Origin of the sequence: Escherichia sp. E4736 (genome assembly GCF_005781225.1) — a bacterium.
Lineage (GTDB): Bacteria > Pseudomonadota > Gammaproteobacteria > Enterobacterales > Enterobacteriaceae > Escherichia.
Genome location: NZ_VATT01000010.1, coordinates 36,505 through 49,299 on the forward strand (window position 1 = coordinate 36,505; position 12,795 = coordinate 49,299).

General features: G+C 50.7%; 13 protein-coding genes. 1 reads left to right on the plus strand and 12 read right to left on the minus strand.

Translation table 11 applies throughout. The features are described from left to right. The first annotated feature begins 77 nt into the window (after positions 1-77). Complete coding sequence (gene adeP, locus FEK46_RS06910; RefSeq protein ID WP_064525932.1) at positions 78-1,415, plus strand: adenine permease AdeP; 1,338 nt, start codon at positions 78-80, stop codon at positions 1,413-1,415. A gap of 53 nt (positions 1,416-1,468) precedes the next feature. Here adeP and yieF read toward each other — a convergent pair whose 3' ends face one another. From yieF to rpmH, 12 genes are all read right to left on the minus strand, one after another. Then, on the minus strand, positions 1,469-2,035 hold the full coding sequence (yieF, locus tag FEK46_RS06915; protein ID WP_130235770.1) for a class I chromate reductase YieF: 567 nt from the start codon (positions 2,033-2,035) through the stop codon (positions 1,469-1,471). A gap of 21 nt (positions 2,036-2,056) precedes the next feature. After that, positions 2,057-2,806, minus strand: coding sequence for a 4'-phosphopantetheinyl transferase superfamily protein (locus FEK46_RS06920; protein ID WP_135560332.1), 750 nt, complete (start codon positions 2,804-2,806; stop codon positions 2,057-2,059). Positions 2,807-2,961: 155 nt separating this feature from the next. Further along, positions 2,962-3,921, minus strand: coding sequence for an HTH-type transcriptional regulator YidZ (yidZ, locus tag FEK46_RS06925; protein ID WP_135560331.1), 960 nt, complete (start codon positions 3,919-3,921; stop codon positions 2,962-2,964). Further along, complete coding sequence (gene mdtL / locus FEK46_RS06930) at positions 3,896-5,071, minus strand: multidrug efflux MFS transporter MdtL (protein ID WP_131161519.1); 1,176 nt, start codon at positions 5,069-5,071, stop codon at positions 3,896-3,898. The genes yidZ and mdtL overlap by 26 nt, the downstream gene beginning before the upstream one ends. 307 nt (positions 5,072-5,378) lie before the next feature. Beyond that, positions 5,379-6,626 carry a low affinity tryptophan permease TnaB gene (gene tnaB / locus FEK46_RS06935; protein WP_135560330.1) on the minus strand — a complete coding sequence of 416 codons (1,248 nt, stop codon included), beginning with the start codon at positions 6,624-6,626 and terminating at the stop codon, positions 5,379-5,381. A gap of 91 nt (positions 6,627-6,717) precedes the next feature. Further along, on the minus strand, positions 6,718-8,133 hold the full coding sequence (tnaA, locus tag FEK46_RS06940; protein WP_130206804.1) for a tryptophanase: 1,416 nt from the start codon (positions 8,131-8,133) through the stop codon (positions 6,718-6,720). Between the two features lie 222 nt (positions 8,134-8,355). Continuing rightward, positions 8,356-8,430: a tryptophanase leader peptide gene (gene tnaC / locus FEK46_RS06945; protein WP_001364348.1), complete on the minus strand. Its 75-nt coding sequence runs from the start codon at positions 8,428-8,430 to the stop codon at positions 8,356-8,358. A gap of 243 nt (positions 8,431-8,673) precedes the next feature. Beyond that, entirely contained in the window at positions 8,674-10,038 is a 1,365-nt protein-coding gene (gene mnmE / locus FEK46_RS06950) for a tRNA uridine-5-carboxymethylaminomethyl(34) synthesis GTPase MnmE (protein WP_001282361.1), read from the minus strand. Between the two features lie 105 nt (positions 10,039-10,143). Beyond that, on the minus strand, positions 10,144-11,790 hold the full coding sequence (gene yidC / locus FEK46_RS06955; protein WP_064525945.1) for a membrane protein insertase YidC: 1,647 nt from the start codon (positions 11,788-11,790) through the stop codon (positions 10,144-10,146). Between the two features lie 2 nt (positions 11,791-11,792). After that, positions 11,793-12,050 carry a membrane protein insertion efficiency factor YidD gene (gene yidD / locus FEK46_RS06960; protein ID WP_001307474.1) on the minus strand — a complete coding sequence of 86 codons (258 nt, stop codon included), beginning with the start codon at positions 12,048-12,050 and terminating at the stop codon, positions 11,793-11,795. After that, positions 12,014-12,373, minus strand: a complete 360-nt coding sequence (rnpA, locus tag FEK46_RS06965) for a ribonuclease P protein component (RefSeq protein ID WP_000239730.1) — start codon at positions 12,371-12,373, stop codon at positions 12,014-12,016. The genes yidD and rnpA overlap by 37 nt, the downstream gene beginning before the upstream one ends. 16 nt (positions 12,374-12,389) lie before the next feature. Continuing rightward, positions 12,390-12,530: a 50S ribosomal protein L34 gene (rpmH, locus tag FEK46_RS06970; protein WP_000831330.1), complete on the minus strand. Its 141-nt coding sequence runs from the start codon at positions 12,528-12,530 to the stop codon at positions 12,390-12,392. Positions 12,531-12,795: the final 265 nt, after the last annotated feature.

Here is a 12,795-nt window from a genome sequence, read left to right on the forward strand (position 1 = left end):
TTATCTTCAGCCGTCCATATTGTCTCATTTTGGTATACGATAGCGACGTATTTTCCCTCCTTGTTCGGAAATAGATAATGAGTCAACAACACACAACCCAGGCTTCTGGCCAGGGGATGCTGGAACGCGTGTTTAAACTGCGCGAACATGGCACGACGGCACGGACCGAAGTGATCGCCGGTTTTACCACCTTCCTGACGATGGTTTACATCGTTTTTGTTAACCCGCAAATTCTCGGCGTTGCTGGCATGGACACCAGCGCCGTCTTCGTCACCACCTGTCTGATTGCTGCGTTCGGCAGTATTCTGATGGGGCTGTTTGCTAATCTTCCAGTTGCGCTAGCACCAGCTATGGGCCTGAACGCATTCTTCGCCTTTGTCGTTGTGCAGGCGATGGGCTTACCGTGGCAGGTCGGGATGGGTGCAATCTTCTGGGGCGCAATTGGTCTGCTGTTACTGACAATCTTCCGTGTTCGCTACTGGATGATTGCCAACATTCCGGTGAGTCTGCGTGTGGGGATCACCAGCGGTATCGGCCTGTTCATTGGCATGATGGGGCTGAAAAACGCAGGTGTGATTGTCGCTAATCCGGAAACGCTGGTGAGTATCGGTAATCTGACTTCTCACAGTGTGCTGCTGGGTATCCTCGGCTTCTTCATCATCGCCATTCTGGCTTCACGTAACATTCACGCAGCGGTGCTGGTTTCTATCGTGGTGACAACGCTGCTGGGCTGGATGTTGGGTGATGTGCACTACAACGGCATTGTCTCCGCGCCGCCGAGCGTGATGACCGTGGTGGGGCATGTGGATTTAGCTGGTTCATTCAACCTCGGACTGGCTGGCGTGATTTTCTCTTTCATGCTGGTTAACCTGTTTGACTCCTCCGGTACGCTGATTGGCGTGACTGATAAAGCAGGTCTGGCGGATGAGAAAGGTAAATTCCCGCGCATGAAGCAGGCGCTGTATGTCGACAGTATCTCTTCCGTGACCGGTTCGTTTATCGGTACGTCTTCTGTTACGGCGTATATTGAATCTTCTTCCGGCGTTTCCGTTGGTGGGCGTACTGGTCTGACGGCAGTGGTTGTTGGTTTGCTGTTCCTGCTGGTTATCTTCCTGTCGCCGCTGGCGGGGATGGTGCCTGGCTACGCCGCGGCTGGCGCGCTGATTTACGTTGGCGTACTGATGACCTCAAGTCTTGCGCGTGTGAAATGGCAGGATCTCACCGAATCCGTTCCGGCGTTTATTACTGCCGTGATGATGCCGTTTAGCTTCTCGATTACCGAAGGTATTGCGCTGGGCTTTATCTCCTACTGCGTGATGAAAATCGGTACAGGCCGTCTGCGCGACCTTAGCCCGTGCGTGATTATCGTGGCGCTGCTGTTTGTGCTGAAAATTGTCTTTATCGACGCCCACTAAAATCGATAGCGCGTTAAAAACCCGCCATGCATGATTGCTGGCGGGTTTTTTATTTAGATCTTAACGCGTTGAATAAACTCTCCAAATGCGGTCAACTGCCCGGTCAGGTGGTCTAGCGTTCCCTGATCAATCACTTCTCCTGTCTGCGGATCGACTTTGTTCTGAATCACACCGCCCATAAACTCTGGTTTGTTCATCACCATTGCATCCAGGAAGACCAGAATCTGGCGCAGATGATACTGACAGCGTGCGCCGCCAATTACGCCCATTGAGCTGGTCTGAATCAACACCGGTTTACCGGCCAATGGCTGATCGGGCAGGCGGGAAAGCCAGTCGATGGCATTTTTCAGTCCACCCGGCACCGAGTAGTTATATTCCGGCGTCACGATCACCACACCATCTGCCTGACGAATCTGTTCCGCCAGAGCTTCAACCGTTGCTGGAAAACCGTCTTCCTGCTGTACGTCTGCGTCATATAAGGGAATGTCAGCAATAGATGGCAACGCGTTAACTTCCATACCCGCTGGGGCAATTTTCGGCAGCGTACGTGCAACCATGCCATTAAATGAACCTTTGCGCAGGCTTCCCAATAACGTAACCACCTTCAATTTTTCAGACATGATGACTCCTGTGGTTGTCTATCAATTTGGCAAAAATGACTTCACGGTAGAGAGCTGGGAAAAACGCATCATCCGGCTGGTTGGATTATTGGCGCGGCTGTGAATATCCGGCAGGCTTTTCCAGCCTTGCTTGCCATCAAACTCCCAGACATTGAGCTTTTCAATCGCTGGGCTGACCGCCACGGACCATACCAGCACTTCCTCTGCGTCGCATATCGCTTCTACATGATTTACATGGGCACATTTCAGGCGTCCCGCAATGGGCATCAACTGCAGATTTCGCGGGTCGTCATTCAAAACATCACCGGTAAGTTTTAGCACGCTTCGGCGCAGCGTGATGAGCTGCGCTCGCGCTTCGTTAGGATCGTTTTGCTTACTGATCCATAGTGATTCATTGCTGGAAAAAGCATGGTTATCGGGCGCGTGAGGGCTATGAAACCCGCGAGTCGCGCGCTGTAGTTCCATATCGAGGCCACATTCACCTTCAGTTGTTAACGCCACTCCGACCATGTTTCCGGCATAGGCTATTGAAAAAGATGGTAAATTTTTATCGTGGAAAACCGGTTTTCCTTTAGCCTGGGTGACGATTTCCGGCAATTCACTAATGCCGTACAGCAAGAACATCAGTTCTGCGAGTAAACTTCTGGACGCCAGGAAACGGCTTTGACGATGAGGGGGAAGATTTAGGGCTTCTTGATGACACTGGGAGGGTAGACGAACAGATATCAGGTGTCCTTCCGTTAAAATCCCTCGGGCAAAGTGAGTCGCCATTTTTCGCTCCATGCTTAATGGTCCATTATGAATACAGAGTAATCATTTACTGAAATTATGGACAGACTAAAGCGGCGAAAAGTTCGATTTAGACAAATTTATTACATGTTTTTTACATTTTATCGCGAAATGTGGTCGCATTTTATACGATTTAATTATGTCATCGAGGCGTAAAGATTTTTAATGGTTTCCCGTAACCAGACGATCTTCGGGTTATGGCTGTTCCGTTTGTGCCACAGCAGAGTAAACGGCACTTCCAGCTTTTTTTGCTGGATTTCGTCAAACGGGAGAGGGAGTGCAACAAGTGGAAGCTGGTGGAGTTGGTTGTAGTACTGACAGTAGCGCGGTGCGGTCGCCAGTAGCAGATTGTCGGGCTGCGCTGCCATAAATAGTGACTGCTCGAATTCCGGCAGACTCATGGCAATCGTGCGTTCGCGTCCTGATTCCTGCAACACATTGTCCAGCGCCCAGGTATCGCTCAGTTCCCAGCAAATGCTGATATGTGGATAACGTAAAAAAGTATCCAGATCCCATTCTTCACGCAGCGCCGGATGATCTTTGCGTAACCAGACGCACGGTAAGTCTGTAAATAATACGTCATAATCAATAGACAACGGCAGAAGACTAAGCTGTTCTCGCGAGCGGGGGTGGCTTTCTCGTCCGGTAAAGCCGATATCCACTTCGCCACGAATAATTGCATCCAACGAGTCATAATCCCAGTTGCGTAGTTTAATCGTCGCCTGTGGGTAACGTTGGTAAATATGTTTCGACAGCGCATTAAACATAATCATCATCAGCGGCGATTCTGCTGCCAGCTCAAACTTCAGACCACGTGGCGTTTGGTGGTGCGGTTTATCCAGCAGCAAATTGCTCATTTGCATCCACTCCGCCAGATTTTGCTCCATGCTGACCATCAGCGGCGTTGGCGTCAGGCCCAGCGGTGAGTTCACAAAGAGCAGGTCATCAAACCATATCCGAAGCTTTGCCAGAGATTTGCTCACCGCCGAAGGCGTCACGTTCATCCGTTTCGCCGCTTTGGTCACGCTGCGCTCCTGCATCAGCAGTTGCAGGCAGAGCAGCAAATTCAGATCAAGTGTGGTGATGGATTTCTTCATGAGCGGTAACGGGGCGTCCAGGCGCGACGAGCATAATCAGCAACAGGCTCACTATGCTACAGGCAATCAGAATCCCGATCAGCATATTCCATGCGCCTACGCCGACTACCGCCGCTAGCCAAATCCACAGTGATGAACCGCAAACCTGTGCAATGCCTAATGTCGAACTGGCTACGCCCGCGCGTAATGAAAACGGCCCTAATGCCTGACTCATTGCCACGCCGAATCCCACCGAAAAACCAGCGCAAATCAACGTGATGCCAAACAGCGAAACTGCATGGGAAGGCGAAACCGCAAGGATGATTCCCGCCGCCAGAAATAACACCTGCGAGGTGATCATCAACGTACGTGGCTTAAAAATTCCCAGCGCAAATGGCGTAGAAAATGAAACGGTCATGCTGACGCCAGCGGTCAACGCCATAATGGTGGCGTATTCTCCGCGCGCAAAGCCCATGATTTCCATCAGCAATACTGGCGACGTATTCACGAAGGTAAGGATGACTGAGACGCTGAGGGTGGTGATAAGCACTCGGCTGAGGAAAAAGCGGTTAAGCAACGACTCGGTATTTTCTCGTGTTTTGCCCGAAGCGGCAGGTGCCGCAGGGCGGGTTTCTTTTAAAATAAACAATGACAACATGAGTACCGCGACACCCATCAGCGCCATTACCCAGAACAGGCTCTGCCACGGGAACTTAAGCATAATCAGGTGGCCAAGCACTGGCGCTAACACCGGAATGATGCAGGTAATGCCGTTGAGTAATGACAGCACTTTTGCCCGACGTCGATCGTCCAGCGTGTCGCGTAAAATCGCGAATGCCACCACGTAACAACAGCCCGCGCCGAGTCCCTGCAGAAAGCGTCCTGCAAGAAATAACGCACTGGTTTCAGCCAGTGAACAGAGCACAGAGGCGATAATAAATAGCGCCGCTCCGGGGATGGCGACAGGTTTTCTCCCTGAACGGTCGGCCACCTTGCCGGCAAATAACATTGCTGCTGCCATCCCCGCAAGGTAAACGGAGAACGCAATATGCAATTGCGCTTCGCTGGCATTGAGATCGGCTGCGATGCGCGGTAAGCCGACCAGGTACATATCAATACCTGCGGGATAGAGTAAAACCAGGGCAAAACTACAAATTAAAAAGCGGGACATGGGATAAAGCGTCCTGACGGGAAGGTGACGCAAAGCATACGTGGTGAAGGAGAATCAGGCGAGTTGCTATTTGGACAAAAGAGATTTCCTTTCAGGCAAGAAGCCAGTGGATGGCTGGCTTCAGGTTGTTGATAAAGTGCACTTTATTCATGCCGGATGCGGCGTGGACGCCCTATCCGGCCTACGAAAATACGCAAATTCAAAACATTACAGAGATAAGGTAGGCCTGATAAGCGTAGCGCATCAGGCAATTTTACGTTTGTCATCAGTCTTAAGCCAGCGAATGACCGCTGGCTTCTTTAAGGGCTTAGCCAAATTTAGGTAACACGTTAAATACGTTGCCGAACCAGCACAAAATCACGGTGATACCAAAGAGAATGACAATCGCCGGAATAAGATTGCCGCCCCAGACCGTGAATATCTGATTGGGAAACTTCTTGCGAGCTTTGATTGCCAGTACCGCAGGGATAATGACCGCCCAGATGGTGGCGCACAGTCCGGCACCGCCAATCCCGTAAATAAAGCCATTCGGGAAGATGAGATACAACAAAGCGGGTGGCAGGAAGGTTAACAGCACGGTTTTGAAACGTCCGCCGTGGGAGTTATCAATCTTAAACAGATCCGCCAGGTAATCGAACAGCCCAAGCGTGACGCCAAAAAACGAACTGGCGACAGCTAAGTTGGAGAACACCAGCAGGCAAAATTCGATAATGCCATGCTGTTTGGTGCCGAGGAACGTTTTTACCAGTGAATCAACGTTGCCGCCCGAGGAGATGATCGCTTTAAAACTTTCTCGCGAGATATTCCCCATCGTGCAATAAAGCCAGAAGAGATAAATCACCAGTGCCAGCAGCGAGCCGAAAACCACGCTTTTGATTAGTTTATCTTTCTTTTTGCCATAGCAAATAATCAGACTGGGAATATTGCCGTGGAAACCAAATGACGCCAGACACACCGGCAAAGCCATAAAGATATACGGGAAGTAAGACGTCCCCGCCGTCGTGCTGGTGGAATCGCGCAGAATGGAATAATCGACCTGGAAGAAGAAAGAACCAAACACGATCACAAAGGAGATAATCTTCAGCCCGAGGAACAACGAGGTAATACGACTGGCGGCTAAAGAGCTTCTCCACAATACGCTGGCAACGAAAATGGCCGTACAGATCCCGACAATGCGTGGATTAGCGTGATAACCCAAATTCATCGATATCGTTTCGCTAATGATTGCGCCGTTAGCAGAGATATAAGCATAAGTGAGAATATAGAGAACGAAGGCAACGGTAATACCGCTAATAATGTTCCAGGTGTTGCCAATTAAATCTTTGGTGATGGTGTTAAAACTGGAGCCGACGGGATAATTTAAGTTTGCTTCTAATAATAATAGCCCTGAATGTAACATTGAAAACCAGGCGATAATAAGAATAAAAGCGCCCCAAAAAAACCAGGCACCGGCAAGGTCAACAGGTAAAGCAAACATCCCACCGCCAATTACTGTACCGGCTATAACCATAACACCCCAAAATGCAGAGTGCTTTTTTTCTGATTGATCAGTCATGATGCCACCTTTAGAGGAAGGCTATTTTTGTTATTGAGGATGTAGGGGAAATAGAGTGGCTAACATCCTTATAGCCACTCTGTAGTGTTAATTAAACTTCTTTCAGTTTTGCGGTGAAGTGACGCAATACTTTTGGTTCGTAGGTAAAGGTTAATCCTTTAATATTTGTCGCGTTCTCTTTCACATGTTTGAAGGCTTCAATAATGAAGTCCATATGTGTTTGGGTATATGTTGCGCGTGGAATGGTTAAACGCAGCAGTTCTGCCGGGCAAGGCAGTTGTTTACCGGTTTTCGGATCGCGACCTAACAGGAAGGAACCAATTTCTACCGCACGGATACCGGCAACTTTATACAGCTCGCACGCCAGTGCCTGTGCCGGGAATTGATCTGCCGGGATATGTGGCAACAGTTTACCGGCATCAACGAACGCCGCATGACCGCCCGCCTGCTGGCATACTACGCCAATCTCTTCCAGACCATCGACCAGATACTGCACCTGCGCAATACGATAAGCCAGCCAGTCATGGTTCATGCCGTCATACAGCCCCACCGCCAGACGCTCCATCGCACCGCCTTCCAGACCACCATAAGTCGGGAAGCCTTCCTGCACTACGCACAGCGTTCTGCATTCGGTGTAGACATCGAAGAAGCTGTCGTCTTTCACGCACAGCAGGCCGCCCATCGGCACCATCGCATCTTTCTTGGCGGACATCGCCAGCATATCGGCATATTTATAGGTTTCGCGAGTGATCTGCTCGATAGTCCAGTCTTTATATTCCGCTTCACGCTGTTTGATGAAATAGGCGTTTTCGGCAAAGCGTGCGGAGTCCATTACCACCGGAATATCGTATTTCTTCGCAATGCTGTACATCGCTTTCATATTTGCCAGTGAAACCGGCTGGCCGCCTGCGGAGTTGCTGGTAATGGTCGCAACGATATACGGCACGTTATTCGGGCCAACTTCTTCAATACCGCGTTCTAATCCTTCGAGGTCAAAGTTGCCTTTAAAGTCGTAACGTACGCCAGTATCGAAGGCTTCTTTGATATAGACGTTACGCACGGTACAGCCGTTAATCTGGCTATGGCCCTGAGTGGTATCGAAGAAATAGTTAGAGAACGCCACCATTTTGCTGCGATCCAGACCTTTTTCCTGCTCGCGTTTTTTAATCAGTACTGGAATATAGATTTGCTCTGCGCCACGGCCCTGGTGGGTCGGAATAGTATATTGATAACCAAAGATATTTTTTACTGACTCGGCTAACGCATAGTAGCTGCGGCTGCCACTGTAGGCTTCGTCGCCGCGCATCATCGCAGCCTGCATACTCTGCGTTACCGCCCCGGTGCCGCTGTCGGTCAGTAAATCGATAAACACATCTTCGCTATCCAGCAGGAACGGATTCATACCAGATTTAATAATCGCTTCTTCACGGTAAGCGCGAGTCGTACGTTTTACTGGCTCAATAACACGAATGCGGAACGGTTCAGGGAGATGTTTAAAGTTTTCCATTGCATAATCCTTCATTTATTTTAATTACAGTGATCCCTGTGAATATTGCGTCTGCAATAACCATTAATTCACCATAATTATGTATACGAGTACATTTATTTAGACGAGCAAATAGATAAAACAATAATGGCTTGTCTAAAAGGTAAAATTAAGGCATGGCAAACTAATAGATCACATTGAATCTAATTGGTTTGGCTCTGGTGATGGCTACAGAAGGGCAAATTAAGGGCGGTGATCGACAATCTTGTTGTCAATATTGAACCACTTTGAGGTCACACATATATGTAAGATATTCATAATGCACTTATCCTCGAAAGACATGTTGCTACACTATTACATTAAGATTTTTATATCTATTCCTAAGTTTATTAAATGTGAATCGAATCACAATCGTTCGAGATGCATTATTAAATGTTTTTTTTCAGAAAAATACGCGGCATTAAAATTTTAATGTTTATAAGATGAATTGATTAATAAAAAGAATGCAAACAGGAAAACAAAGCCGCATCCTGACTACCAGATGCGGCTTCGTAAGTGCGGTTACTTACCGATACAGAAGCTGGAGAAAATCCGCCCCAGTAGGTCGTCAGAGGTAAACTCCCCGGTAATCTCGCTCAAGTTCTGCTGCGCCAGGCGCAGCTCTTCCGCCAGCAATTCGCCCGCCCATGCGCCCAACAGCTGTGCTTTACCTTGCTGCAAATGCTCCGCTGCCTGTTCCAGTGCCTGTAGGTGGCGACGACGCGCCAGGAAGCCGCCTTCCATGTTGGTGTCAAAGCCCATGCTCTGTTTGAGATGGTTACGCAGCACGTCCACACCTTCACCAGTTCTTGCCGAGAGACGAATTAACGCGTGACCGTTCACTTCGCTCATTCCCAGCGTTTCGCCGGTGATATCGGCTTTATTGCGCACGACGGTGATCGGTAGTTTCGCAGGCAGACGGGCGATAAATTCCGGCCAGATCTCTGCCGGATCCACGGCGTCTGTCGTGGTGCCATCGACCATAAACAGCACGCGGTCGGCCTGTTCAATTTCCTGCCACGCACGCTCGATACCAATACGTTCCACTTCGTCACTGGCTTCACGTAGCCCGGCGGTGTCGATGATATGCAGCGGCATTCCGTCAATGTGGATATGCTCACGCAGCACGTCACGCGTGGTTCCGGCGATATCAGTTACGATCGCCGCTTCACGGCCCGCCAGCGCGTTTAACAGGCTCGATTTACCGGCGTTAGGACGTCCGGCAATCACCACTTTCATCCCTTCGCGCAACAGGCTGCCCTGACGAGCTTCGGCGCGTACCGCGTCAAGATCGGCAATCACGTCATTGAGCTGGGCTTCAATTTTGCCGTCGGAGAGGAAATCGATCTCTTCATCGGGGAAATCAATCGCCGCTTCGACGTAAATACGCAGGTGGGTAAGGGCTTCTACCAGATGATTAACCCGTGCGGAGAACGCGCCTTGCAGCGAATTAAGCGCCGAACGGGCTGCCTGTTCCGAGCTGGCATCGATCAGATCGGCAATCGCTTCTGCCTGGGCTAAATCAAGTTTATCGTTAAGAAACGCGCGTTCTGAAAACTCGCCAGGGCGGGCAATTCGCAGGCCGGGAATGGTCAGAATACGTTTTAACAGCAGGTCGAGGATCACCGGACCGCCATGACCCTGCAGTTCCAGCACATCTTCGCCGGTGAACGAGTTCGGGCCAGGGAACCATAGCGCAATCCCCTGATCGAGCACGCTGCCGTCGGCGTCTTTAAACGGAAGATAATCGGCGTAGCGCGGCTTAGGCAGTTTACCCAGCACGGTTTCGGCAACTTCACGGGCTTTGAGGCCGGAGATGCGCAGGATGCCAACGCCGCCACGTCCCGGAGGCGTGGCCTGGGCTACGATAGTGTCATTATCGCTCATGATGTTCCTGTTGCTTTGTGTGGCGGATGCGCGGTGCTTATCCGCCCTACGAAAAGAAAAAAGGCGGTCAACTGACCGCCCTTATTTTAGCGAAAACTCACCGAATCAGGATTTTTTCTTCTCGCGGCTATGCAGGCCACGTTTTTCCAGACCACGGTAAATCAGCTGCTGCTGAATAATGGTAACCAGGTTGCTGACGATATAGTACAGCACCAGACCTGACGGGAACCACAGGAAGAACACGGTGAAGATGACCGGCATAAAGGTCATGATCTTCTGCTGCATCGGGTCGGTCACAGTGGTCGGCGACATCTTCTGAATGAAGAACATCGTTACGCCCATCAGGATCGGCAGGATGTAGTACGGGTCCTGTGCAGACAGGTCATGGATCCACAGTGCAAACGGCGCCTGACGCAGTTCAACGGAACCCATCAGCATGTAGTACAACGCCAGGAAGATTGGCATCTGGATAATCAGCGGGAAGCAGCCGCCCAGCGGGTTAACCTTCTCAGCTTTGTACAGCGCCATCATTTCCTGGCTGATACGCTGTTTGTCATCGCCCAGACGCTCACGCATAGCCTGAATCTTCGGCTGCAGCATACGCATCTTCGCCATGGAGGTGTACTGCGCTTTGGTCAGCGGGTACATGATGCCACGAACGATAAAGGTGATGATGATAATGGAGAAGCCCCAGTTACCCACAAAGCTATGGATCCATTTCAGCAGTTTGAACAGCGGCTGAGAAATGAACCACAACCAACCGTAATCAACGGTCAGATCCAGGTGCGGAGCAACAGCTGCCATTTTGTCCTGGATTTCTGGGCCAACCCACAGGGTGCTGTTCATCGCGCCAGTCTGACCAGGCTGAACCAGTACCGGCTGAGATTTATAGCCGATAGCGGCGATGCCGTTACCCAGATTAGCAGTGTAGAAGTTGTTGGTGCCGTCGTTATGCGGGATCCACGCAGTCGCGAAATACTGTTGCAGCATCGCCACCCAACCACCTTTCGAAGAGATGTTCAGGTTTTCGTTATCGGCAATGGTATCGAACTTGTATTTCTCGTACTTCTCGTCAGGCGTGGAGTACGCTGCGCCACGGAAGGTATGCAGTGCGAAGTTGCTGCTTCCAGTGTCGAGATGCGGTGGCAGATTGATGGATTGCTTCAACTGACCAAAGGTGGAGATCTCCAGCGGTTTTTCGCCAGCGTTCTGCACGTTGTAGTTGACGTTGACAGCGTAATCACCACGTTTCAGGACAAACGTTTTGGTAAACGTGTTGCCTGCCGCGTCGGTATACGTCATCGGCACCTGCAGTTCGTTTTGGCCTTCAGCCAGCACATAAGCGTCTTTTTCAACGTTATACAGCGGACGCGGGCCGTTAGCCGGGTTATCCGGGCCATCACGACCGGTCAGACCGCTCTGTGCCTGATAAATAAACTGCGGTGAAGTTTCCAGCAGCTGGAACGGCTGGGTAGAGTTCAGCTCTTTCGGGTAAGCCGGGAGCAGAGCCTGTTCAACATCACCACCACGGGTGTTGATGGTCAGATCAAGCACGTCGGTCTTAACCGAAATCAGTTTCCCCTGGCCACTGGCCGGTACGCCCTGGTCGGCGGCGCTACCCGCTGCGGTGGTCGTTGTCTGCGTGGTCTGTTGGGCCTGAGGTTGCGGGTTTTTATCCTGCTCCCAAGCTTGCCAGATCATGAAAGACACGAACAGCAAAGCGATGACTAAAAGATTGCGTTGCGAATCCATCGTTAGTGTTCTCTGGTATCAAATGGTCCGGGCGGGACGGGATCGTCACCACCAGGGTGTAAAGGGTGGCATTTTAATACGCGTTTCACCGTCAACCAACTGCCTTTTATCACTCCAAACCTGCGCAATGCCTCAATTCCGTAGCTTGAACAGGTTGGAGTGAAACGACAATGCGGCCCGAGTAGCGGACTAATCAGGCGTTGATAGACCCGAATGAGGGCTATCAGGACCCGCGAGCCAGGCGACAGTGGCGGCGCCATAATTTTTCCAACGCTTCCGAGAGAGCACGGTTATCGAGGTCGGCAACCCCTTTTTTCGCCACCACCACGAAATCCATAGCCGGGAGTTCATGTTGGCGCAGACGGAAGCTTTCACGCGTCAGACGTTTAATCCGATTGCGTTCATGCGCGCGTCGAACGTTTTTCTTGGCGACAGTAAGACCGATACGGGGATGCCCCAGCGAATTCAGGCGGCCGAGAATGGTAATTTGCGGCGTGCCAGCCCGTTGTGGCTGCTGGAAGACGAATGTGAATTGACTGGGAGTTAACAAACGTAACTCCCTGGGAAATGCGAGCTTAACCACGCAGGGGTTAGCTATATTACTTAGAAACGGTCAGACGAGCGCGGCCTTTAGCACGACGACGTGCCAGAACCTGACGACCATTTTTAGTAGCCATACGAGCACGGAAGCCGTGAGAACGGTTGCGCTTCAGTACAGACGGTTGAAAAGTGCGTTTCATGGCGATTTCTACCTAAACTTGAATAAATTCAATGGCTTTATTGGATATCCGCCGAAAAATGAAACGATGGACACCGAAGCCATGGGTGATTAAAGAGGCCGGATTGTAATAATTGTACACTCCGGAGTCAATTCTCTTTCCTTATTTACCGCGCTTTTCCGCACCTTTTCGCTGGGAAAATGTACGGCCTCACACCAGTGAAAACCAGCATGGCGCGCCGGGGCGAGGATTATACGGGCTACCGGGTAAAGCGCAAGGATCGTCC